26 protein-coding genes are annotated in these 21222 nt (G+C 69.2%); 11 read left to right on the forward strand and 15 right to left on the reverse strand.

All coding sequences use genetic code 11. The features are described from left to right. The first annotated feature begins 33 nt into the window (after positions 1-33). Positions 34-1674 carry an HRDC domain-containing protein gene (locus E7T09_RS00270; protein WP_136387159.1) on the forward strand — a complete coding sequence of 547 codons (1641 nt, stop codon included), beginning with the start codon at positions 34-36 and terminating at the stop codon, positions 1672-1674. A 55-nt stretch (positions 1675-1729) separates the two neighbouring features. On the opposite strand, the gene E7T09_RS00275 is transcribed toward E7T09_RS00270, so the two are convergent. From E7T09_RS00275 to E7T09_RS00290, 4 genes are read right to left on the reverse strand one after another with little or no spacing between them, the layout of a single operon-like run. Then, positions 1730-2068: a ferredoxin gene (locus E7T09_RS00275; RefSeq protein WP_136387160.1), complete on the reverse strand. Its 339-nt coding sequence runs from the start codon at positions 2066-2068 to the stop codon at positions 1730-1732. 3 nt (positions 2069-2071) lie between these two features. After that, positions 2072-2866: an ABC transporter ATP-binding protein gene (locus tag E7T09_RS00280; protein WP_240741539.1), complete on the reverse strand. Its 795-nt coding sequence runs from the start codon at positions 2864-2866 to the stop codon at positions 2072-2074. Then, on the reverse strand, positions 2859-3881 hold the full coding sequence (locus tag E7T09_RS00285; RefSeq protein ID WP_136387161.1) for an iron ABC transporter permease: 1023 nt from the start codon (positions 3879-3881) through the stop codon (positions 2859-2861). The genes E7T09_RS00280 and E7T09_RS00285 overlap by 8 nt, the downstream gene beginning before the upstream one ends. A gap of 12 nt (positions 3882-3893) precedes the next feature. Then, positions 3894-4763: an ABC transporter substrate-binding protein gene (locus E7T09_RS00290; RefSeq protein WP_136387162.1), complete on the reverse strand. Its 870-nt coding sequence runs from the start codon at positions 4761-4763 to the stop codon at positions 3894-3896. Between the two features lie 421 nt (positions 4764-5184). Between E7T09_RS00290 and E7T09_RS00295 the strand changes: the two genes are divergently transcribed. After that, entirely contained in the window at positions 5185-5475 is a 291-nt protein-coding gene (locus E7T09_RS00295) for a hypothetical protein (protein WP_136387163.1), read from the forward strand. Between the two features lie 10 nt (positions 5476-5485). Here E7T09_RS00295 and E7T09_RS00300 read toward each other — a convergent pair whose 3' ends face one another. Further along, the gene (locus E7T09_RS00300) at positions 5486-6130 is read right to left on the reverse strand and encodes a lysophospholipid acyltransferase family protein (protein ID WP_136387164.1); all 645 of its coding nucleotides are present in this window, start codon (positions 6128-6130) and stop codon (positions 5486-5488) included. A gap of 68 nt (positions 6131-6198) precedes the next feature. Between E7T09_RS00300 and E7T09_RS00305 the strand changes: the two genes are divergently transcribed. Continuing rightward, entirely contained in the window at positions 6199-6828 is a 630-nt protein-coding gene (locus E7T09_RS00305; protein WP_136387165.1) for an NAD(P)-dependent oxidoreductase, read from the forward strand. Positions 6829-6831: 3 nt separating this feature from the next. Here the strand turns inward: E7T09_RS00305 and xseB are convergent, their stop codons facing one another. Further along, positions 6832-7077: an exodeoxyribonuclease VII small subunit gene (gene xseB, locus E7T09_RS00310; protein ID WP_136387166.1), complete on the reverse strand. Its 246-nt coding sequence runs from the start codon at positions 7075-7077 to the stop codon at positions 6832-6834. A 90-nt stretch (positions 7078-7167) separates the two neighbouring features. Between xseB and E7T09_RS00315 the strand changes: the two genes are divergently transcribed. Further along, entirely contained in the window at positions 7168-7842 is a 675-nt protein-coding gene (locus tag E7T09_RS00315) for a flavin reductase family protein (RefSeq protein WP_136387167.1), read from the forward strand. Here the strand turns inward: E7T09_RS00315 and E7T09_RS00320 are convergent. From E7T09_RS00320 to E7T09_RS00340, 5 genes are all read right to left on the reverse strand, one after another. Then, positions 7839-8462, reverse strand: a complete 624-nt coding sequence (locus E7T09_RS00320) for a DNA-3-methyladenine glycosylase (protein WP_136387168.1) — start codon at positions 8460-8462, stop codon at positions 7839-7841. The genes E7T09_RS00315 and E7T09_RS00320 overlap by 4 nt on opposite strands. A gap of 597 nt (positions 8463-9059) precedes the next feature. Beyond that, positions 9060-9788: a bifunctional dihydropteridine reductase/dihydrofolate reductase TmpR gene (gene tmpR / locus E7T09_RS00325; RefSeq protein WP_240741540.1), complete on the reverse strand. Its 729-nt coding sequence runs from the start codon at positions 9786-9788 to the stop codon at positions 9060-9062. Then, a complete protein-coding gene (locus E7T09_RS00330; protein ID WP_136387169.1) occupies positions 9785-10195 on the reverse strand; it encodes an NUDIX domain-containing protein in 411 nt (136 codons plus the stop codon). The genes tmpR and E7T09_RS00330 overlap by 4 nt, the downstream gene beginning before the upstream one ends. 33 nt (positions 10196-10228) lie before the next feature. Next, the gene (locus E7T09_RS00335) at positions 10229-11716 is read right to left on the reverse strand and encodes an ABC transporter permease subunit (protein ID WP_136387170.1); all 1488 of its coding nucleotides are present in this window, start codon (positions 11714-11716) and stop codon (positions 10229-10231) included. Continuing rightward, on the reverse strand, positions 11713-12633 hold the full coding sequence (locus tag E7T09_RS00340) for a DMT family transporter (RefSeq protein ID WP_136387171.1): 921 nt from the start codon (positions 12631-12633) through the stop codon (positions 11713-11715). The genes E7T09_RS00335 and E7T09_RS00340 overlap by 4 nt, the downstream gene beginning before the upstream one ends. Positions 12634-12796: 163 nt before the next feature. On the opposite strand from E7T09_RS00340, the gene E7T09_RS00345 reads away from it, so the two are divergent. Continuing rightward, positions 12797-12988 carry a hypothetical protein gene (locus tag E7T09_RS00345; RefSeq protein WP_136387172.1) on the forward strand — a complete coding sequence of 64 codons (192 nt, stop codon included), beginning with the start codon at positions 12797-12799 and terminating at the stop codon, positions 12986-12988. Between the two features lie 114 nt (positions 12989-13102). After that, positions 13103-13753, forward strand: a complete 651-nt coding sequence (locus tag E7T09_RS00350) for an SRPBCC family protein (protein WP_136387173.1) — start codon at positions 13103-13105, stop codon at positions 13751-13753. 51 nt (positions 13754-13804) lie between these two features. On the opposite strand, the gene E7T09_RS00355 is transcribed toward E7T09_RS00350, so the two are convergent. Then, positions 13805-14128: a hypothetical protein gene (locus tag E7T09_RS00355; protein ID WP_136387174.1), complete on the reverse strand. Its 324-nt coding sequence runs from the start codon at positions 14126-14128 to the stop codon at positions 13805-13807. A gap of 10 nt (positions 14129-14138) precedes the next feature. After that, positions 14139-14726 carry a TetR/AcrR family transcriptional regulator gene (locus tag E7T09_RS00360; RefSeq protein WP_136387175.1) on the reverse strand — a complete coding sequence of 196 codons (588 nt, stop codon included), beginning with the start codon at positions 14724-14726 and terminating at the stop codon, positions 14139-14141. 115 nt (positions 14727-14841) lie between these two features. Here E7T09_RS00360 and E7T09_RS00365 point away from each other — a divergent pair, with 115 nt between their 5' ends. Both E7T09_RS00365 and E7T09_RS00370 read left to right on the forward strand, forming a co-directional pair. Further along, entirely contained in the window at positions 14842-15930 is a 1089-nt protein-coding gene (locus E7T09_RS00365; RefSeq protein ID WP_136387176.1) for a histidinol-phosphate transaminase, read from the forward strand. Then, positions 15931-16233, forward strand: coding sequence for a YkgJ family cysteine cluster protein (locus E7T09_RS00370; RefSeq protein ID WP_136387177.1), 303 nt, complete (start codon positions 15931-15933; stop codon positions 16231-16233). On the opposite strand, the gene chrA is transcribed toward E7T09_RS00370, so the two are convergent. Together chrA and E7T09_RS00380 are read right to left on the reverse strand one after the other, a co-directional pair. Further along, positions 16210-17370 carry a chromate efflux transporter gene (gene chrA / locus E7T09_RS00375; protein WP_136387178.1) on the reverse strand — a complete coding sequence of 387 codons (1161 nt, stop codon included), beginning with the start codon at positions 17368-17370 and terminating at the stop codon, positions 16210-16212. The two genes, E7T09_RS00370 and chrA, sit on opposite strands and share 24 nt — an antisense overlap. A 105-nt stretch (positions 17371-17475) precedes the next feature. Continuing rightward, positions 17476-18585, reverse strand: coding sequence for an acyl-ACP desaturase (locus tag E7T09_RS00380; RefSeq protein WP_136387179.1), 1110 nt, complete (start codon positions 18583-18585; stop codon positions 17476-17478). A gap of 206 nt (positions 18586-18791) precedes the next feature. On the opposite strand from E7T09_RS00380, the gene E7T09_RS00385 reads away from it, so the two are divergent. The 3 genes from E7T09_RS00385 (at position 18792) to E7T09_RS00395 (ending at position 21219) form a co-directional block, all read left to right on the forward strand. Next, entirely contained in the window at positions 18792-19712 is a 921-nt protein-coding gene (locus tag E7T09_RS00385; protein WP_136387180.1) for a hypothetical protein, read from the forward strand. Between the two features lie 92 nt (positions 19713-19804). Further along, entirely contained in the window at positions 19805-20275 is a 471-nt protein-coding gene (locus E7T09_RS00390) for a peroxiredoxin (RefSeq protein WP_136387181.1), read from the forward strand. A 5-nt stretch (positions 20276-20280) separates the two neighbouring features. Continuing rightward, on the forward strand, positions 20281-21219 hold the full coding sequence (locus E7T09_RS00395) for a ParA family protein (RefSeq protein ID WP_136387182.1): 939 nt from the start codon (positions 20281-20283) through the stop codon (positions 21217-21219). The last annotated feature ends 3 nt before the right edge of the window (positions 21220-21222 follow it).

Consider the following 21222-nt stretch of genomic DNA (forward strand, 5'->3'; position numbering starts at 1 on the left):
GCGGGCCACATGGCCGTGCGTCACAATGGTTTCATGACCTCCGCTTCCCGACCCCTGCGCCCCGACGCCCGCCTCGTGCGGCTCCATGCCCAGCGCGGCGACCCACAGGCCCGGCTGGCCGGCGCCCTGGCCGATCTGGAAGGCGCCACCTGGGGCCTCCTGCTGCGCGACGAACCGGCCCTGGCCCAGCAACTGGCCGCGATGCTGGGCCACGGCACCCTGCGGGTGGACGCCCGCCTTCGTGTGAACCGGGACGCGCTGGCCGCCGCCGGTCTGGCCGCCGCGAATGCGGATGGCGAGTGGCGCGGCGCGCGCGCCGTCTGGCTGCTGGAGCCCACGGCGGCCGACCTGGACCGTGCCCGGCGGGCTGGTGTGGACGTCATCGTGGATGGCACCCTGGCGCCCGGCGGCGGGTGGCTGGCCCAGGGCGCGGCGCTCGTCGTGTACCGCGATTCGGTCAGCGTGACGGGCCACGGCGACGCCCCCCTGAGCGCCGTGTTCGGCTCGGGCCGCGCTCCGGACGCCGCCGCGCCCGCCCCGAGCGACCTGCTGGTGGGCCTCGCGCTACGCGACGTGGCCACCCTGCCCCTGCGGCTGGCCCGCGCCGCCCGCACGGTTGCGCAGCTCGCCGATCGCCTCGGCGGCGCGGCGCAGGTCGCCGGCCCGACCGCGCTGCTGCTCGCCCCGGACGCCGCGCCCGACTCGGACGCCCCGCTGGGTGGCGTGGTCGCCAGCGCCCGCAGCGTGCCGGGCGGCGTGCTGCTGTGCCCCGGTCTGGAGGAAGTCGACACGACCCTGGCGCTGCTCCGACAGGACGACGGGCCGCCCGTGACCGCGCGTCCGTCCGAGGAGCCGCCGGTCGCCCGTCCGGCGGAACCCCGGCGCGAGGAACCCCGCCGGGACGAGGGCCGCCGCGACGACTTCCGCCGCGATGGCCGGGGCCGCGACCGCGACCGGGGTGGACGTGACCGCCGGGACTTCGGGAACCGCCCCGACAGCGCCCGGCCCTCCACGCCGGACGTGCCCGAACGCTTCACCTTCGACGCGCCCGACACCACCCACGAGGCCGTGCAGGCGACCCCGCCCCCCGCCCCTGCGGAGGAGAGCTGGGAACCGGAAATCGTGTACAGCGACATCGCGCACGCGCAGGTCAAACTGCCCATCCCGGTCAGCTCCGGCCCGGACGCCCCGAATCTCGGCGACGAGCTTCCGGACGTGCTGCACCAGCCCGATCACATGGCCGCTGCCGATGAACCCGACACGCCCCAGGCGAGCCCCGAACCCCGCGAAGCCGACGCGCGGCCCCAGGGACGCCGGGATCGACCTGGCCGGGATCGGGCGCCGCGTGAGCGGTTCCAGCCTGAGCCCTCCGTGGACGCCGCGCCCCTGATCGCCCCGGATCTGCCGGTCCCGGCGGTGACGGACGGCAAGGACGATCCGGCGGCCGACCTCAGCGACGAGCAGGCCGCCGTGTACGCCAGATTGCGCGAGTGGCGCAACGCCGAGGCCAAACGGCAGGACATCAGCCGCTTCATCATCGCCAGCAACGCCACCCTGGCCGAGATCGCCCGCCGCGTGCCCTACACCGAGGCCGACCTGAAGGCCGTGAAGGGCATGGGGCCGGAGCGGCTGCGGAAGTACGGCGACAAGATCCTGGAAGTCGTGCGGGGCTGATCCGGAGTGGCCTGGAGCCGGAGGCACCGTGTCCTCCGGCCCCCTGACTTTTCGGCTAGGTCGGCCCGTACTGGTGTTCCGCGGGCAACTCATTTCTTTCGTGGACGGCCTGGGCGATCCTTGCGGCCAGGGGAACGTCCACGGCGGCGTACCACGCCTCCTCCAGGCCGGAATCCGTCTGCCGGTACACGCACAGGCTGGGGCCATAGCTGCACGAGCCCAGGCAGCCGCTCTCGGTCAGGCGCAGGCTGCCGCCCCGCTTGTAGTACGCCAGGGACTGCCGGTCGAGGTGGTTCCACAGCGCCTTGTACAGCAAACTGGAACCGCGCGCCTGACAGTTCGGGCCGGTGCATACCAGCAGGTGGCCGGAGGTCTTGAAGTACTGGGGCGGCACCGGTCAATCCTCGGGGATGACGAGCAGTCGGTCTGCGTCACGCACCACTCTTGCGCGCACCCCATACGCGGTGTGCAGGTGCAGGGGTGTCAGAACCTCATCCGGGGTGCCGGCGGCCAGCACCCGGCCCTGATGTAGCAGCACGATCCGGTCGGCGCGGGCGGCGAGGTTCAGGTCATGCAGCACCGCCACGACGCCCAGGCCCCCGGCGACCTCGCAGCGCAGGTGCCGCACCACCTCCAGCGCGTAAGCGAGATCGAGGTGGTTGGTCGGTTCGTCGAGCAGCAGGAAGCGCGGCCCGGCCACCAGCGCGCGGGCCAGCGCGACCCGCTGGCGTTCTCCGCCGGAGAGTTCATCCACGCGCCGCTCCTCGAACTGCGTGGTGTCCGTGCGTGCCAGGGCGGTGTCCACGGCGTCCTCGTCGGCCTGCGTCCAGGGGCGGGTGGGAATCAGCCCCCAGCGCCAAGACCCGGTGCCGCGTCCCAGGGCGACCACGTCCCGCACGGTGGTGCGGCCCGGCAGCTCCTCGCTCTGGGCCAGGAAGGCGAGCTGGCGGGAACGGGCCGCGCGGCCCAGGGCCGCCAGCAGAGTCCCGTCAAGGCACACGGTGCCCGCCTCGGCGGGGGCCAGGCCCAGCAGGGCGCGCAGCAGGGTGCTCTTGCCCGCGCCGTTCGGGCCGATGATGGCCGTGAACTGCCCCGCGTGGAAGGTCACGCTGACGTCCCGCACGGCCGGGTGATCGCCCGCACGCACATGCAGACCGCTGGCCACCAGGGTGCCCGTGCCGGTCTCAGTCACGTTGGCTCCGCAGCAGCCACAGGAAGAACGGCCCTCCCAGCAGCGTGGTCACGATGCCCACCTGCGACAGCACCGTGGTTCGGGCGAGCAGGTCGGCCAGTACTAGACCCGCGCCGCCCAGCACCGCGGACGTGAGCAGCAGCGTGCGGTGCCCGGCCCCGAAGGCCAGTCGCGCGATGTGCGGCACGATCAGGCCCACGAAGCCGATGATGCCCACGTACGCGACCGCGCCCGCCGTGGCGACACTCGCGCTCACGACGACCAGCAGCCGCAGCCGTTCCACGGGCACGCCCAGCGAGCGGGCAGTCAGGTCGCCCAGTTGCAGCGTGTCCAGCGCGCGCGACAGCAGCAGCAGCAGGCCGCCGCCCACCGCCACGTAGGGCAGCACGGTCGCCACGTCGTGCCAGCCGCTGAAGCCCAGGTCGCCCAGCGTGTACGACAGCACCAGCCGGGCCCGGTCCTGTCCGCGCAGGATCAGCGCCGTGCTCAGGGCGCTCAATACGCTCCCAATCACCACCCCCGAGAGGATCAGGCGCGTGGGCGGAAAGCGGCGGCCCTCGCGGGCCAGCACCAGCGTCAGGGCCACCGCGCCCAGCGCACAGACCAGCGCGGCCACGGGAATCACGGCGCGCGGCCAGTTCAGCACGACCGCCACGGTCGCACCCAGCGCCGAGCCGCTCGCCACTCCCAGCAGGTACGGATCGGCCAGCGGATTGCGGAACACACCCTGGAACGCCCCGCCACTCATGGAGAGGGCCGCGCCGACCAGCAGGCCCATCACCACGCGCGGCAACCGGATCTGCCACACGATCACATCACTGCCAACCAGCTCGTGCCCGGTCACGCCGCGCCACAGGGCGCCCAGCACGTCGCCCGGCGGCACCGTCACCCGGCCCAGCCCGGTGCCCAGCACGACGGCCACGGCCACCAACAGGGCCAGTCCCAGGGCCCGCGGCACCCGGCCTGCCCAGCGCCGGGCGGGGCGCGCCGGGCGGGCCGGGGAGGGCGTGCTCATGGCCACCGGCCCTTACCGGAACAGTTCCGGGTGGATCAGCTTCGCCAGGGCCCGCAGCGCCGCCGGGAGCCGGGGGCCGGGGCGCGACAGGTTGCTACTCAGGTCGGCCGGCAGCGCGATCACCCGTCCGGATTTCACGGCGTTCAGAGTCGCCCAGCCGGGGCGGGCGGCGGCCGTCTTCGCGTCCAGGCCGAGCATGAGCTGTGGGTTCGCCTTCACGATGAATTCCGGATCGACCTTCGGGAAGTCCCCCATGCTCTCAGGGATGATGTTCTGAGCACCGGCCTTGGTGAGCAGCACGCCCATGAACGACTTCGGCCCGATCGAGTACGGCGTGGGGTCGATCTCGAAGTACGCGGTGGGCTTGGTGGGCGCCGCGCGGGTCAGCACCTCGGTCTTCGCGATGTCGCGCGCCATGGTCGTCACCAGCGCCTTCGCGGCCACCTCACGGTTCACCACCTTGCCGAGGATCAGGATCTTGCTGAACACCTCGTCGTACGTTTCGGGATTCACGGCGACCACCGTGATGCCCGCCTGCGTGAGCGGCCCATCCAGCTTGCTGTACTTGCTGACCAGCACCAGATCGGGTCTCGCCGCGACAATCGCCTCGATATTCGGCGTGTACAGGTCGCCCACCTTCGTCACCTTGGCAAGCTGCGCCGGGTAGTCGCTGTACTGATCCACGCCCACCAGGCGGTCGCACAGGCCCAGCGCACACACCGTCTCACTGGTGCTGGGCACCATCGAGACGATCCGCATCGGCTCGGCCTTCACGGTCACCTTGCGGGCCAGGTCGTCCGTCAGGGTCAGGGGGTAGGCGGTTGCGGCGGCGGTACCGGCCAGCGTCACGCTGAGGATGGTCGTCAGGGTCAGGATCTTCATACGGTCTCCTTCCCTTCGCAAAGAAAGCCGCCCCGCCAGGACGCCTGGGGGGCGGAAGTGGTGCGCGCCGGTCAAGGAATGCCGGGCGTTCCCTCCTTCCGCGAGAGGTCAAGCCACACACGCCGCGCAGGGCAGATCGTGTGGACGCTGAGGGTGTTCGGACTTTCCAGAGCCTGGATTACCGTTGCGCGACAGTGCCGGAATGGGCCGCAGGATTGAACCTGTTGTGGCCGTCACCGGGCTTCCCCCGCAGGCGTCGGGGCCACTATAGCCTCACGGATGAGGTCGGGGCCAATAACTGGGGCGTATGCTGACGGCGCGGAGGTCATCCGAAGTGCGTGCGAGACCGTTCTGGCTCATCCCGGCTGCCCCGGTGTTCCTGATCGTCGTGGGCACGGCGGCCTCCTCGGGGTGGAGGGCTATGGTCAACCCTGTGGCGGTGCAACGCGACCTGTTCCGCCCGGTGCTGCTCGCCTGTCAGGCTGAGCTGCGTTTGCAGCATCCCCAGGACGTGACGCTTCGGGTCGATCTGAACAGTCTCGGAATGAGCCGGTACGTCGAGCGAGATGATCAACGGCGCTGGGAAGTCGATGGTGTTGTGGAATTGCGTGGTGAACGAACGTCCTTCGACTGCGACGCGGTCGGCTCAGGTCAGGCCTTGACGGTGACCTTCGCCACCTCGCTGCTTTGGGCAATCCCTCCGCCAGACTGAACCCTGCTGTTCACTCCGCCTGCGACAACCGTGCGAGTTCCGTGCCGAGTTCGGCGGTCACGGCCTTGATGCCACCTTTGGGTGAGATGGGGGGGCCAAACCGCACCACCCAGCGTTTGCCCTGTTTGCTGATCCCGGCGGGCAGGATGGGCGCGCGGCCCTTCGCGGCGATCAGGGCCACGCCGCCGTGGAGTTCCTGGCCGCCGCGCGTGCCCTCGGGGAAAATGCCGACCGTGCCGTTCTCCTGGAGCACGCGCACGGCGGTGCGGATGGCGCCCACGTCGTTCCCACCACGGTCCACCGGGAAGCTGCCGCCGGTGCGGATGATCCAGCCGATCAAGGGCAGGAACAGTTCTTTTTTCGCCATGAACTGCAGGTACCGGCCGGCCGGCAGCGCCCGCGCCACCAGGAAGGGGTCGAGGCCCGAGACGTGATTGGCGGCAATGACCAGCGGCGTTCCGGGGGGAGGCACGTGCTCCTGGCCCTGGACGTCGAGCTTCATGCCGCGCAGCAGCACTGGCAGGTAGGTCACGGCCAGCACGAAGCGGTACATGCGTGGGTCGACCACGGGCGCGGCGCCAGGGTCGGCCGGCCGGGCGGTGTCGGTCGGGGCCGGCGGGGCCTGGGAGGGATCGGGACGCCGGGCGTCACTCATACCCGGCAGGATACGCCCAACGCAAGCCAGGGCACGGTCTGATCTGCCCAGGCGCGTAGCCTCGGGGCATGAACATCAGCGTGATCGGGGCGGCAGGCGGCGCGGGACGGCGGATCGTGGCGCAGGCGGTGCAGGCTGGGCACACGGTGCGGGCCCTGGTGCGCACGCCCGAGCAGGAGGACATGGTCTCGTTGCACGGAGCGCAGCCGGTCAAGGGCGACCTGACGGGCGAGTGGCAGGCGGTGCTGGAGGGTGCAGACGCGGTCGTGTGGGCGGCCGGGGCAGGAGCCAGCGGGAACTTCCAGGGTATCGACGGTGACGCCCTGATCCGCGTGGTCGACACCCTGCTTTCGCATGGGCCGCGCCGTCTGGTGGTCGTGAGTTCCATGGGCGTGGACCGGTCCGAGCAGATGCCGCCCTTCCTGAGCGCCGTGCTGAGGGTCAAGGCGCAGTCCGACGCACACGTGCAGGGCAGTGCCCTCGACTGGACGGTCGTGCGTCCGGCCGGACTGAACGACGAGCCGGGCACCGGCCTGGTGCGTGCCGCCGCGACTGTCGACCGCGGCTCCATCTCCAGGGATGACGTGGCCGCCGTGGTGCTCGCCTGCCTGGACGATCCGGCCACGGTCGGGCAGACCTTCGAGGTCGTGCAGGGGTCGCAGGCCGTCTCGGACGCGCTGGCCGGGCTGTCGCGCTAGGCGCTACCCGTCGTCCTCGTCCTCTTCATCCTCGGTGTCGGGATCGTCGCCGTCGGCCCAGTCGCCAGCCAGCACGGTACGGACGGCCTCCAGGCGCTCGCGGCACGCGGCGTAGGCCACGCGGGCTTCCTCCAGCAGTGGCAGCACGCGATCCAGGTCGGCCTCGCCGCTCTCCAGTTCCGTGGCGATCCGGGACAGGGTGGCGTACGCCTCGCGGTACGACGGAGTAGCTGGACTCACATCCCGCATGCTACCTGCCCCCTTGCCCAGAGGCCGGGACGTGCACACAATGGCCGCCAGGAACAGCACATCGTTCCGGGCGCGGCGATACGCTGAGACATGACCACCGAGCCCGCCTTCACGCACTTCGACCTGACCACGTTGCCCCAGGGAGCGCGGTACAAGCTGGTGACCGGGATCGTGGTGCCCCGGCCGATCGCCTGGGTGAGCACGCTGGACTCGGCGGGGCACGTGAACCTCGCGCCGTTCTCGTTTTTCAACGTCATGGGATCCGATCCGCCCATCGTGGCCTTCGCGCCTGGCGATCACGCCGAGGGAAGGCCGAAGGACACGGCGCGCAATATCCCGCCCGGCGCGGACTTCACCGTGAACCTGGTCAGCCGAGAGCTGGCCGACGCCATGAACGCCACCGCCACCGATTTCCCTGCGCACCTGGGTGAACCTGGGGTGCTGGGCATTGCGCTGGAGGCGGGCGTGCGGGTCTCGACGCCGCGCGTGGCGCTCAGTCCAGCCGCGCTGGAATGCCGCGAGGTTCAGACCATCGTGATCGGCCGCACGCGCATCCTCCTGGGCGAGGTGCTGGGCGTGACCATCCGCACGGAGGCCGTGCTGGATGCCGGGAAGCAGTATCTCGACACGGCGTCCCTGGACCTAATCGGCCGGATGGGTGGGCGGGGTGGCTACGCCACCACGCGCGACGCCTTCACCATCGACCGCGTGAGTTACGAGCAGTGGCGGGCCGCCCAGGAGCAGGCCCGGTCGGCACAGGATTAGACGGGCGCGCCCCCCGCTTTCGCCAGCGCATTGTCGGCCCACAGGTACCGGGCCGCGAGTGTCCGGTACGGACTCCACAGCGTCAGCACCTCGAAATGCTGGGCGTTCGGGTGCAGCCGGGCCAGGCCCTGCCTCAGCGCCAGATCGCCCATGCTGAACACGTCCGGTCGGGCCAGGGCAAACATCAGGAACATCTCCACGGTCCAGCGGCCGATGCCGGGCAGGGGCACCAGCGCCGCGATCACCGCCTCGTCGTCCAGGCGGGCCAGATGGTCGAAATCCACCGCGCCGGACTGCCGGGCCGCCGCGATGGCCTGCACGGTGTGCACCTTCGCCCACGACAGGCCCACGCCGCGCAGAGTCTCACCGGGCGCACGTTGCAGCGTGAATTCGTCGATGGTGCCCAGCGTGTCGAGCAGGCGGGCATAGATGCTGGCGGCGGCCTTCACGCTCAGTTGCTGTCCGGTCACGGAGCGGATCAGGGTGCCGAAGGGATCGGGGGTGGGAGCCAGGACACTCAGGTCGCCCACGCGCGCGATCACGTCCCGCATGACCGGGTCGCGGGACAGGTGCACGGTGGCGTCGGCATGGTGTTCCAGGGGCGCGGTGGGGCGGGTCATGGATGCCCATTCAACTCCTCCGGCTGCCCGGCCGCTACGGGCGTGGATGCATTCCACAGCCCCTGGCAGCCAGAACCACTTAAGATGAAAGCGTGAACGCCCTCACGCGTATCGCGTCCGTGGTGTTCCTCAGTGCCCTGATCGTGTCGCCAGCCGCCGCGCAGGTGCGGATCGGTCAGGTGACCCTGACCCCGGTCAAGTCGACTGCCGTTCCACCGGCCTCGGCGGGGAGCGCGTCCGACTACGCTTTTCAGCCGGTGCCCAGCGGCATGAATGAACTGCGCGGGCGGATTTCATCCCCGGCCGGTCGCCAGAGCCTGCCGACAGGCAGCTTGATCCGCGTGTCGGTCATCGATACCGGCGTCCTTCCCGTACGGGGTGTGTCCAGTGCGGTCTTCAGCACGACGCGCCTGCCCACGTTATATCAGCTGTTCTACGGTCGAACGCGCCTGCTTTCTGGTCACCCCTATGTCGTGCGCTGCGTCGTCACCGCGCCGTCGGGCCGCGTGCTGTATCGCAGTGTGGACGTCCCCCTGCCGCACCTGCCCCGCGCGGTGCCTGGCCCTTACCGCCTCTTACCCAGGGCCCTGACGCCAGCTACAGGTTCCAGCCGCCCGCGACCTCCAGCTCCTGTCCGGTCAAGTAATCGCTGGCCCGCACGAAGCCAAGTGCGGCGTCCACGAGTTCCTGCACGGTGCCCAGCCGCCCGGCGGGAATGTCGCGCAGCGGCTGGCTGACGCTGGTCTCGATCACGCCGGGCGACACGACATTCACGCTGACGCCGCTCCCGGCCAACACCACGGCCAGCGCGCGGCTCAGGTGCAGCACGCCCGCCTTGGCCACCACATACGGCACGATGCCCGGTCGCGCCAGGATATTCCGCGCCCCCGCGTACCCCAGGTTCACGATCCGTCCATACCCAGCCGCCTGCATCAGGCCCGCCGCTTCCTGGCAGGTGGCGAACGTCGAGGTGAGGTTGCTGCCCAGCATGTCGGCCCACTCGGCATCCGTGGTCTCCAGCAGCGGCCGGTGCACGTAATTGCCCACGTTGTTCACCAGCACACCCAGCGGCGACTCTGGAAAGGCCGCGTGCGCGCTGCTCACGAGCTGTCGCGCCTGGACCGGATCGGTCACGTCCGCCCGCAGGGTCACGGCCTGCACGCCCGTCTCACGGCACAGTCGCGCCGTTTCCCCCGCATCCTGCTCGCTGTTCCGGTAGTGCACGGCCACGTGGAACCCCTCGCGGGCCAGGGCCACGGCCAGCGCCCGCCCGATCCCGCGTGCCGCGCCCGTCACCAGCGCCGTACGCCGCGCCGCGCCGCTCACAGGTTCTCGCGCTGGAGGGCGAGTTCCACCAGCGTCCGCGTGAAGGTGTTCAGCGGGTAGTCCAGGGCGCCGTGCAGGTGCACCCACGCCCACTCCTCGATCTCCTCATTGGGCACGATGTCGTGGCCCGACGTGGACGCGAAGAAATCCACGAGCAGCAGGTGCGCCTCCGTATGGAACTCGGGCGAGAGCACGGCCTCCTGCGTCTGCGCGTACAGCACGTCGTGTAGTTCAAGCCCGACCTCCTCCTGAAACTCGCGCACCACGGCGTCCAGCAGGGTCTCGCCCCATTCGACCTTGCCGCCGGGCACGCCCCACCGGCCCCGCCACTTGGTCGTCCGGACGAGCAGCACCCGGCCATCCGTGCCCCATACCAGCGCCCCCACGCACACCGTCGGCCTCTGCATGCCCGGCAGCCTAGCGTGCCCGGTCAGCGGAGGTCAGCGTCCACGCCTACGCATCACGCGGCGTTCGAGGGTGGTGATCAGCCAATACACCAGCACGCCGAACAGGATCAGCAGGGCGATGGCGGCGAACTGCGTGGCCTTGTCGTAGTACGCGCCGGCCGCCTGCACGCGGAAGCCCAGGCCCTTCTGGTTCGGATCGACGAACTCCCACACGACCGCGCCGATGAGCGCGAGGCTGGCCGCCAACCGCAGGCCGCCCAGCAGAACCGGCAGTGCTCCGGGCAGTTCCAGATGGGTCAGGCGTTGCCAGAAGGTGGCCCGCAGGGAGCTGAAGACCTCGTGATACGCGCGATCCACCTCCCTTACCCCCACCAGCGTGGAGACGATGATCGGGTACAGGGCACTCAGGGCCGACACCAGCACCGCAGGCAGGAACCCGAACCCCAGCCACGAGACCAGCAGCGGGGCCAGCACCACGATGGGTGTGCTCTGCGACGCCACGAGGTAAGGACTCAGGAACCGCTCCAGCGGCCGGACCTTCGCCAGGGGATACCCGATCACGAGGCCCAGCACACCGCCCAGCAGCGTGCCCGCCAGGGCCGTGCTCACTGTTACCCAGAACGAAGAGGCGAACAGGGCCGGAGTGCCGACCAGTTTTCCCCACACGGCGCCGGCCGTGGGCAGCAGGAACGGCTGGTTCAGCAGCGTGGCCGCCACCGTCCAGCCGACCAGGCCCAGCGCGATGGCCAGCAGGGGCAGCAGACGCGACCAGCTGAACGGATCGCGCGCGTCCGTGCGAATCCGGGTGGAGTCGCCCGCGCCGAGCACCTCGCGCAGGTGCCGTTCCAGGCCGTCGGTGTAGGCGCTCACGCGGCCCTCGCCGCGCGTGTCGAGGATTTCCACGATCTTCCCGTTCCTCAGTACCGCCACGCGGTCGGCCAGCCACACGGCCTCGCGGATGGAGTGCGTGACGAGCACCGTGGTGCGCCCGGTCTTTTCGTGCAGGTGGCGCAACTCGGCGTTGAAGCGTTCGCGCACCAGGGCGTCCAGGGCCGCGAAGGGCTCGTCGAGCAGCAGTACGTCGCCGCTCTGCGCCAGGGCGCGGGCCAGGGCGATCCGGGCGCGCATGCCGCCGGAGAGCTGCGCCGGATAGTAGTCGGCGTAGGCGTCCATGCCGACCAGATGCAGTGCCTCGCGCGCTTCCAGGCCGCCGCCGGCGCCGAGCACGGCCGGGAGCTGCACATTGCGCAGGGCGGTGCGCCAGGGCAGCAGCCGGTAATCCTGGAAGACCAGCGCGGGCGTGGACTCCACCCGCACGGTGCCGGACACGGGTCTCAGCAGCCCGGCGATGACGCGCAGCACGGTGCTCTTGCCTCCGCCGGACGGGCCGATCAGCGCCAGGAACTCGCCACGCCGGACGTCCAGGGTCACGCCGTCGAGGATCGTCTCGCCGCCCAGCTGCAGCGTCACGTCCCGCAGTTCGATGGGCGAGTCCACAGTCGTGAGCGGCGCGACGGTCATGCGCTCACCGCCGGGCGGGGGCGGCCCACCGTGTTCACCACGATCACGCCCACGATGGCGATGGCACCGCCGATCAGGGCGGCCACGTGGGGCACCTCGCCCAGCCACAGCCACGCGATCAGGATGGCGAAGACCGGCGAGATGTACAGGAACGACGTGGTCGTGCTCGGCCCCACGCGCGACAGCGCGAAGGTCCACGTGAGGTAGGCGAGCGCCGCGGGGAACAGCCCGATGTAGATCACGGCGAGGTGCGCGCCCAGAGGCGCGGCCCGCAGTTGCCCGGCGAATCCGGGCAGGAACACCAGCATAGGCACGGTGCCCAGGATCAGGGACCACACCGTGAAGTGCAGCGGGTTCATCTGCTTCAGGATGGGTTTCTGGAACACGAAGTACAGCGACGTGAACAGGGCTGCCGCCAGGATCAGCAGCGCTCCACGCGTGAAACTCAGGCCCTGGCCGCTGCCGACCACGATCAGCGTCACGCCGCCCAGGCTGACCAGCGTGCCCAGCCAGCCCAGGGTGTTTAGGCGTTCGCCCGCGAAGCGGGTGGCCAGCAGCGCCGTGATGACCGGCCCGGCCGCGATGATCAGGCTGGCGGTGCCCGCCGGGACGCTGATTTCGCCGTAATTCAGGCAGACGTGGTACAACGTGATGCCGGAAAAACTCAGCAGCGCGATCCGCCAGGCCAGGGCGAAGGGCGGCAGCGGAATACGCGCCACCAGCGCGTAGATCGTCAGTGCCACGGCGGCCACCAGGAAGCGGTACAGCGTCAGGTGACCCGGCGTGAAGGCCGCCAGGCCCGCGCGGATGCCCGCGAAGGCGGAGGCCCAGAATGCGATGGTCACGAGGATCGCCGCGAGTGACAGCGGATCGAGCCGTCCGGCGGCGGCAGCAGTAACGGAGGACGACGAACTCACCTTGCCAGCCTAGAGCACCGTGGCGGGACGTGACGGAACCTGCCTCAACCCTGGCGCAAGGCGGGGCACATCCGGTTCACCCGCCCAGACGCAAGCATGGGATCAGCATTGAGCTGCAGGGCAGCCCGTCCAGCGCGGCGGACGGGCACAGGAGGAAGCCCCTATGGGAGAAGGCAAGCCGGGTACCGTCAGTACCCCCGAGACCATGGACACCCACACCGGGAGCGCCACGGCCACACACGGCGCGAACACCAACCTCGACCCGAACACGCATGGTGGCCCGCTGACCGGCGCCGATCAGGCCGCCACGCGCGAGGTTCACGAACAGCACGCGCCAGACGACAAAGACGACTGAGCCCGGCCGTGAACCGTGCGCGGCTGGCCCCTGGCACGCGTTTAAGTCCGGTTGGGTAAGACTTCACCTCACCCATGATGAGCGCGCCTACACTGCCACTCACGGAGGAATGACATGACCAACAACCAGACAGGAATGGATCAGACACGCATGATGACGGGAGCCGCCGGCGGCGCCCTCGTCCTGATGGGCCTGCGCAAACGCGGTGTCCTGGGCCTGGGCCTCGCGGCCGTGGGCGGGTACCTCGCCTACCGCGCCGCGACCGGCAATGACCCAGTGATGGCCGCCGCCGGCCTGGGTGGCAGCGCCACAGCGTCCAAGCCGATCTTCGTGGAGCACAGCGTCGTCATCGAGCGCAGCCCGCAGCAGGTCTATGATTACTGGCGCAAGCTGGAGAACCTGCCGCGCATCATGAGCCACCTGGAAAGCGTCACGGAACTCGATCCCAAGCGCAGCCGCTGGGTCGCCAAGGCGCCGCTCGGCACGCATGTGGAATGGGAAGCGGAGATCGTGAACGACAAGCCCGGCCAGCGCATCGGCTGGCATTCCCTGCCCGGCGCCACAGTGGACAACGCAGGCAGCGTGCAGTTCGAAGAACTCCCGGGCGGACACACCCGCGTGCACGTGGCGCTGTCGTACCGGCCGCCCGCCGGCCCGCTCGGTGCGGCGGTGGCCAAGCTGTTCGGTGAGGAACCCAGCCAGCAGATCGCCGAGGATCTTCAGAAGTTCAAGGCGGCGTTTGAGGGCACCAATCCGCAGGCGTAATCCCTGAACCGACCGAGGCGGCCCTTAGGGGGCCGCCTCGTCATTGTGCCCTCAGTCCTCTCGGTCGGCCGGGCCGGGCGTCTCCGCCACGATCTGCGCACCCTCCTCGATCACGGTCAGGGAGCGCAGCGTCTCGCCCTGGTGCCAGCCGTACTCGGGGCGCTTCAGGCCCAGCGCGGCAGCAATAGCCTCAGCGGCGCTGCGCTCGGGTTCGCCGTCCAGGCTGAATAGCAGGAAACGCCGTCCCCCCGGTGCAATCCGGATGAACAGGTCGGTGCCGATCTCCAGCTGCTGTGTGCGTCCCAGTGTCGCGGCGCGGCCCTGCGCGTAGGTCAGCGCCTCGCGGATCTTCACGGTGACGGTGGGGTGGCTCATACCGCTTTCCTCATGCGTTCGTCCTCAGGCCGCGCAGCAGCATGTCAGCGAAGGTGTCGGCCACCTCACGCGGGCTCATGCGGCCATCCGGCCGGTACCACGTGTACGCCCAGTTCACGGCCGACAGCACCAGGTAGGCGGTCATCTTCGGGTCGAGATCCGGGCGGAACGCCCCGGCCTGCACGCCCTGCGCGATCAGTTCACGGTAGAAGGCGTCGATGGAATCGCGCCAGCCGGTCACGCGGCCGTACGCGGCGGGTGACAGGTGTTTCCACTCGTGGAAGAACACCGTGGCGCTCTCCATGTTGTCGGCCACGACCTGCACGTGCCGGCGCATGGCCTCGCGCAGTTTCTCCTCGGGCGGCAGGGTCACGTCACGCAGCGGGAACAGGGCCTCGTCGAACTGGCGGGAGGCGCGGTTCACGATCTCGACCAGCAGTTCCTCCTTGCCGCTGATGTGCGCGTACAGACTGCCGCCTTGCATGCCCAGTTCGCCCGCCAGGTCCCGCATGGACGTGGCGTGGTAGCCGCGTTCACTGAACAGCACGCTAGCCGAGTCGAGGATCTGTTCACGGCGGGATTTGAGGGGGTCAGTCATGGCGCGGACGCGTCCTGGGGCGCGGTCACCCGAGGGTAGCATGCGTCCAAACGGGCGTTTGGCTTGAGCGGACGACCGGCCGGAACCCGTGTGGGCAGGTGGTAGAACAGATCCCATGACCACTCCACCCTCCACCCAGACGGCCCAGGACGGCCCGGCAGGCATCCGGCCCTCGGTGCGCGCGGTGCCCGCCTACCCGTTCACGCCCACGGACGCGCCTATCAAGCTCGATCAGAACGAGAACCCGTACGATTTCCCGGAACGCCTCAAGGCGCTGGCCGTGGGCCGCCTGATGGAGCGCCCTTGGAACCGGTACCCGGATCTGCACGCCGACGAACTGCGCCGCCGCATCGCCGCGCTGGAAGACTGGGATGAGCACGGCGTGGTCGTGACCCCCGGCAGCAACGTCCTGATCAAGCTGCTGACCGAACTGGCCGGGATCGGGCAGACGGTGCTGACCGTGAATCCGACCTTCAGCGTGTACACCCTGGAGGCGCAACTGCTGGGTGCGAATCTCGTGCAGGTCAGCCTGAACGATGATTTCTCATTGCCGGTCGAGGGGCTGCTGGCGGAACTGCGGTCACGGCCGCCGGGCGTGCTGTACATCACGCAGCCGCATGCCCCGACCGGGCACCTGGACGCCACCCAGAGCGTGCAGACGCTGCTCGACGCCGCCGGCGACTGGGTGGTGGTGCTCGACGAGGCTTACCACCAGTACGCGCACAGCGACCTCAGGGCCCTGGTGCGCGCCCACCCGAACGCGGTGAGCCTGCGCACCTTCAGCAAGGCCTGGAGTCTGGCAGGAGCGCGGGCCGGCTACGCGCTTGGGTCGCCGGATCTCGCCGCGAACATCCAGAAACTCGTGTCGGCCTTCACCATGAACGCCCTCACGCAGGCCGTACTGGAGGTGGCCCTGGAGCACCCCCACTACGTGCAGGAACGGGCCCTGGAAGCCGTGAGTGAGCGCGGCCGGATGCTCGAAGCCCTGCAGAACCACCCGACCTGCACGGCCATTCCCAGTCAGGCGAACTTTTTCCTGCTGCGCACCCCGGACGCCGACGCCGCGTACCGCCAGTTCCTCGACCACGGAATCGTGGTGCGCCGCCAGGATCGCCTGCACCTGCTGCGGGGGTGCCTGCGAGTGTCGGTCGGCACGCCTGCCGAGAACGACCGCTTCCTGGCCGCAGCCCTGGCCCTGCGCTGAGTGACCGACCCGTTCCAGCCCCCGCCGGGCACGCCCCAACGCAGCACGCTGGTGCGGGACTGTACGGCGTGCGGTGCGTGCTGCGCGGCTCCGGACATCGCTGCGCTGCGCAAACCGCTGGGTGTGCCGTGCGTGCACCTGGGAGCCGACTGCCGGTGCGGCATCTACACCATGCGGCCGCAGGTCTGTCGCAACTACGCGCCGGACTGGGTCTGCAGTGAGGTCGCCCCCCTGCCGACGCTGGACGCCCGCATCCGGCGGTTTCTGGAGATCTACGGCCTACAGGACGAGCTGACCGAGTAACGCGCAGCCCAGCACCACGATCCACGCTGGCAGCCGTCCCGCCGTGAGCGCCGCGTAGGCCGCGAGCGCCACGGCCAGGTCACGCGGCCCCCGCACGGCGCCCGTGAAGACCGGCGAGTACAGCGCTGCGAGCAGCAGCCCCACCACGCCCGCATTCACACCCGCCAGGGCCGCGCGCGCGGCCGGCTGGGCCGACAGCGCCGACCAGAACGGCAGGGCGCCCGCCATCAGCAGCAGGCCCGGCAGGAACACGCCCACCGTCGCGAGCAGCGCGCCCAGTACAGGGGAGAGTGCGTGCTGGGCCGCGCCCAGGTAGGTGGCGAAGGTGAACAGCGGCCCCGGCACGGCGTTCGCCGCTCCATACCCGGCGATGAACGTCCCGTGCGTCAGGAAGCGCGGGACAAAGCCCGCCTCCAGCAGCGGCAGCACCACGTGTCCACCCCCGAACACCAGCGCGCCCGCGCGGTACGTGGCCTCCAGCAGGGCCCAGCCGCCAGACAGCGGGGCCAGGAGGGGCAATGCGAGCAGCCCGGCTCCGCACAGTCCGATCAGGAGCAACCCGGTCATGCGGGACACCGGCACCGTGGGCAGGTGCCCTGCGGTCGCGTGAGCGGACGGCAGGAACCGCCACCCGATCAGACCGCAGGCCAGCAGGGCCAGCACCTGCCAGACCGCCCCGGGCAGCACGACCAGCAGCGCGGCCACGCCCAGGGCCAGGGCGACCCGCACACGATCCGTGACCAGACTGCTCCACATGCCTGCCACGGCCTGCGCCACGATCGCCACCGCCGCAACCTTCAGGCCGGCCAGCGACCCGGCCGCGCCCACATCACCCAGGTTCCCCACGCCCACCGCGAAGGCCAGCATGAGCAGTGCGCTCGGCGCGGTGAAGCCCAACCACGCGGCCAGCGCCCCTGGCCAGCCTGCCCGCAGCAGGCCGACGGCGAAGCCCGTCTGGGAACTCGCCGGGCCGGGCAGGAACTGCGCCAGGGCCACCACATCGGCGTAGCCGGCCTCGCTCAGCCACGCGCGGCGCGTCACGACCTCCGTGCGGAAGTACCCCAGGTGGGCCACCGGCCCCCCGAAACTCGTGAGGCCCAGCCGCAGGAACACCACGAAGACTTCCAGCACGCGCATGCAGGTCAGGGTAACCGCTTCCCGGTCAGCGGGGCGTCAAAAGCAGGCCGCCCCGGCGTGGGCCAGGGCGGCATGTCTGACGTTGCGTGTGCTCAGTCGGCGGCGTTAATCATCGGCTGCCTGACCGCCCGGCTGCGGGTGGCCGCGCCCCGGCACCTCGGGATTCTCGACGAACACGGTCGGGTCGAACTCGTCGAAGCCGATCTCCTTCTCGTACTCGCCGATCTTCAGGTGCAGACGTTTCACGTCGCCCTCGACCTGGCCGTAATCGAAGGTGTCCCAGATGGCAGTCGTGCGCGGGTTGTAGCCCTCGTAATCCGGCACCTCGCGCGTCTTGCGGATGCCTTCCTCCAGCGCCTTGCGGCTCTCCACGCCCAGGTTCCGGAACGCGACCTGCATCACGTCCCGCTGGAAGTCGCGGGGGCCGTAGATGCCAGCGCGGTACACGGTTTCCTGGAACTGCTGCCAGTCCGGAATCAGCGTGGCGGCGGGCATCGAGAACTGCCCGATGATGGCCTTCATGGCTTCTAGCGTCTGCTGCGGATAGTAGTACAGGTACATCCGTACGCCTTCCAGGAAGAAGTTGTAGTGCGCGGCCTCGTCGACCGCGATGGTCTGCGCGACCTTGGCCAGCACGGCGTCCTGCACGCCCTGGAGCGCGGGCTTGTCGCTTTTGCCCTGCGCGATCTTCATCATGTTCAGGTAGTTCAATTGCGTGGCCCGCTCCTGGAATACCGTGTACACGAGGTTGTGGATCGCGTCCGGGAAGGGCAGTTCCCACGTCTGGGATTTCAGGCGGTGCTTGTACTCCTCGATGTACGCGGGGCTGCGCTGGCCGCTGAACAGCAGGGCGTTCTCCCAGGCGTCGGCATGCTTCTCCTCCTCACTGCCCCAGCGCATCTGGAAGTGCGAGCGGCCGTGGCTGCGCCGCACTAGGTGGATCAGGCTGCTGGTGAAGTCCGGCGCGTACTGCTCCACGGCAAAAAAGCCCTGGATGACCGTCACGAGTTCCGGCGGCAGATCGCGGCCCATGGTTCGCCACTCGAAGGAGCGGTCGGCATTCCAGTTGCGCGTTTCCTGGCTGCGGGCGGTGTACCAGCGGTACAGACCCAGGAAACCGCGTTCGATCAGGCGGTCTTTTTCCTTGTTGCTGAGCAGCCCGGCCGGGGTGGGCGGGCGGTCGATCAAGGTGTCGGGCGGCAGGATATCGGCCACGGGGGTACCTCCTCGGGAACCGTCCGGGACAACGACACGGGTGGACGGTACCACTCCACCCTACTCGCCCGGCCCCAGGGCAGCCGTGTTCGGGAACGCGGTTCAACTTGCCGTTTCCTCACCATTCCGGCTCCGATACTCATGAAAGTGGTTCGGACATCATGTGCGCTCTGGGAACTGCGGCTGGCACATTATCGTGAAAATCGATGAAACCCCTTGTCGGTATGATGGTCGGCTTAACACTCCTCCTCACCGCGTGCCCAGCGACCCCACTGCCAGCACCGGCGAACACGCTCGACGTGATTCTGGGCGGCGTGGTCAGTGCGCCAGTCGTCATCTCCGATGCCTTAACTGATGCCGTGCTGTTCGACGGCACCATTGAGAACAGCAGAACATTCGGCAATTTCAAGGCCGGTACTGTCGTGCGCGTCGATGGGCGTCCGGTTACGGGATACGACGCGCCGGCCGTGCACTACGTCAACGTCACGGCAAAGTCGACGGTGACACTCACCTACAAGCAAAGTGCGTCGCCATCACCTCTTCCACACATTCCCACTGGGAATGTCCGGGGCACCGTGCGGCTCGCGCTCGGGACGCCGCCTGTCGGAGCTGACAGTGATGCCATCGGTAAGACCATCTTCTATGGCTACAGCACGCGCGGGGGATACGAAGTGTCTATCGGGAGCGTGGACAGCCAGCTGAAATTTGACATGATTCTCAGTGAAGACCCAGCGATTGCCTCGGACTCCATGGGCACCGTCGTCGACTCCATGACCAGGGGCTGCACGATAACAGTACGCACCATCAGTGATCCAGCGGCCAGGATCAGCCCGCTGGGCAACGGAAACGATGGCTCGTTCTCGCTCTACTCCTCAAACCCAACCATTGAGCTTCCCCTACATGCCGTCGTGAGCGAGACGAACCGTACCCCGGTCGAACTGGTCTACGCGGATCGGCCCGTGACCACGACTCTGGCCGCACAATGCGGCACTGGGGCCTTGAACCTCGACCTGCGACTGAACCAGGGGTGGAATGTCGTGGAACATGCAGCCGGTCAGGGCGTGGGCGGACAGGTGAACCTGAAATCATCGGCGGTCTCACCACTCGACCTGCTCCTGACCCCCTGACAAGATCTTGACTGCCTCTGCGGTGCGTCGTCACGGATGACGCGGCCTCGAACTCACCATCGGGTCAGGCTGGGGGCCGCTACACTTCCCGCATGACGTCTGCCTCCCCGAACCTCGTCGGCCAACTGGCCCCGGATTTCACCCTGCCTGCCTCCACGGGGCAGACGGTCACGCTCAGCTCGTACCGTGGGCATCAGCACGTGGTGCTGGTGTTCTACCCCCTGGACTTCAGTCCCGTGTGCAGCATGCAGCTGCCCGAGTATTCCGGCCGTCAGGATGACTTCGCGGACGCCGGGGCGGTCGTGCTGGGCATCAACCGGGATTCCGTGCACGCGCACAAGGCCTGGGCGGCCGAGTACGGCATCGAGGTGCCCCTGCTGGCCGACATGAAACTGGACGTGGCCCGCGAGTATGGCGTGGCCATCGACGACCGCGCCATCAGCGGCCGGGCGGTGTTCCTGATCGACCGCACCGGGGTGGTGCGCTACCAGCATGTCGAGGAGAAGACCGGCGATTACACCGTGCGGCCCGAGGCCGTGCTCGCCAAGATCCGCGAGCTGTAAGGCGCGTGCCGGAAGTCCTCAGTTTCATCAACCTCAAGGGCGGCGTCGCCAAGACCACCACCGCCGTGCAACTGGCCGACACGCTGGCGTTCATGAAACAGAAACGCGTGCTGGTCATCGACCTCGATCCGCAGACGAACGCGACCCTGGCCCTGATCGGTGAGGAACGCTGGGGAGAGGCCGACGAGGCCGGGCAGACCCTCGCGCACCTGTTCCTGGATCAGGTGAACGGCACGCACGGCTTCGACGTGACCCGCGCCATCGTGAAGGGGGCCAGCAACCTGAACAAGGTGCCCGCCAGCGTCATCGATCAGCTGCCCGCAGACTCCCGCTACGGACGCGTGGACGTGCTGCCCAGCTCCATCCGCCTGATCGACGTGCAAGACCGCATGCAGGACATCGCCGCGCGTTCGTTCTACGCCGTGAATCCCATGGAGGTCGTGCGGAAGTTCATCGCCCCCAGTTTCGACGCATACGACTATGTACTGCTCGACTGCCCGCCCAATCTGGGCTTCATCACGCAGAACGGCCTGGAGGTCAGCGACCACTACGTGATTCCCACCATTCCCGACCGGCTGAGCACCTACGGCATTCCGCAGATCGCCACGCGCATCGGCGACATCCGCCGCGCCCGCGACCTGAAGCTCCGCTGTCTGGGCGTGGTGATCACCAAGTACCAGTCGACCAGCACCCAGCACCGTCAGGGCCTGGAGCGCCTGGAAACCGACCTGGAGCGCGCATTTTCCGGAACTGGCGAGCGCACCCCGCCCATCCTGAACACCATCCTCCCGCAGACGAACGCCAGCGCCGAGGCCATGAGCTTCGACCGCCGCACCAGCACCTACCGCGACAAGTACGGCAGCACCCAGGTCGGCGGTCAGGCCGCGTACAAGTACGGTCTCGACCTGGCCGACGAACTCGACGATCTCCTCGCGCTCCGCTGAGGC

It is taken from the genome of Deinococcus sp. KSM4-11 (assembly GCF_004801415.1).
Taxonomy (GTDB): Bacteria; Deinococcota; Deinococci; order Deinococcales; family Deinococcaceae; genus Deinococcus.

What these genes read in the sequence shown, in the direction of transcription:
- E7T09_RS00270 (WP_136387159.1), top strand. Translation starts at nt 34, where the DNA reads ATGACCTCCGCTTCCCGACCCCTGCGCCCCGACGCCCGCCTCGTGCGG.
- E7T09_RS00285 (WP_136387161.1), bottom strand. Translation starts at nt 3,881, where the DNA reads ATGAGCACGCCCTCCCCGGCCCGCCCGGCGCGCCCCGCCCGGCGCTGG.
- E7T09_RS00290 (WP_136387162.1), bottom strand. Translation starts at nt 4,763, where the DNA reads ATGAAGATCCTGACCCTGACGACCATCCTCAGCGTGACGCTGGCCGGT.
- E7T09_RS00295 (WP_136387163.1), top strand. Translation starts at nt 5,185, where the DNA reads ATGGTCAACCCTGTGGCGGTGCAACGCGACCTGTTCCGCCCGGTGCTG.
- E7T09_RS00300 (WP_136387164.1), bottom strand. Translation starts at nt 6,130, where the DNA reads ATGAGTGACGCCCGGCGTCCCGATCCCTCCCAGGCCCCGCCGGCCCCG.
- E7T09_RS00305 (WP_136387165.1), top strand. Translation starts at nt 6,199, where the DNA reads ATGAACATCAGCGTGATCGGGGCGGCAGGCGGCGCGGGACGGCGGATC.
- xseB (WP_136387166.1), bottom strand. Translation starts at nt 7,077, where the DNA reads ATGCGGGATGTGAGTCCAGCTACTCCGTCGTACCGCGAGGCGTACGCC.
- E7T09_RS00315 (WP_136387167.1), top strand. Translation starts at nt 7,168, where the DNA reads ATGACCACCGAGCCCGCCTTCACGCACTTCGACCTGACCACGTTGCCC.
- E7T09_RS00320 (WP_136387168.1), bottom strand. Translation starts at nt 8,462, where the DNA reads ATGACCCGCCCCACCGCGCCCCTGGAACACCATGCCGACGCCACCGTG.
- E7T09_RS00330 (WP_136387169.1), bottom strand. Translation starts at nt 10,195, where the DNA reads ATGCAGAGGCCGACGGTGTGCGTGGGGGCGCTGGTATGGGGCACGGAT.
- E7T09_RS00335 (WP_136387170.1), bottom strand. Translation starts at nt 11,716, where the DNA reads ATGACCGTCGCGCCGCTCACGACTGTGGACTCGCCCATCGAACTGCGG.
- E7T09_RS00345 (WP_136387172.1), top strand. Translation starts at nt 12,797, where the DNA reads ATGGGAGAAGGCAAGCCGGGTACCGTCAGTACCCCCGAGACCATGGAC.
- E7T09_RS00350 (WP_136387173.1), top strand. Translation starts at nt 13,103, where the DNA reads ATGACCAACAACCAGACAGGAATGGATCAGACACGCATGATGACGGGA.
- E7T09_RS00355 (WP_136387174.1), bottom strand. Translation starts at nt 14,128, where the DNA reads ATGAGCCACCCCACCGTCACCGTGAAGATCCGCGAGGCGCTGACCTAC.
- E7T09_RS00360 (WP_136387175.1), bottom strand. Translation starts at nt 14,726, where the DNA reads ATGACTGACCCCCTCAAATCCCGCCGTGAACAGATCCTCGACTCGGCT.
- E7T09_RS00365 (WP_136387176.1), top strand. Translation starts at nt 14,842, where the DNA reads ATGACCACTCCACCCTCCACCCAGACGGCCCAGGACGGCCCGGCAGGC.
- chrA (WP_136387178.1), bottom strand. Translation starts at nt 17,370, where the DNA reads ATGCGCGTGCTGGAAGTCTTCGTGGTGTTCCTGCGGCTGGGCCTCACG.
- E7T09_RS00385 (WP_136387180.1), top strand. Translation starts at nt 18,792, where the DNA reads ATGAAACCCCTTGTCGGTATGATGGTCGGCTTAACACTCCTCCTCACC.
- E7T09_RS00390 (WP_136387181.1), top strand. Translation starts at nt 19,805, where the DNA reads ATGACGTCTGCCTCCCCGAACCTCGTCGGCCAACTGGCCCCGGATTTC.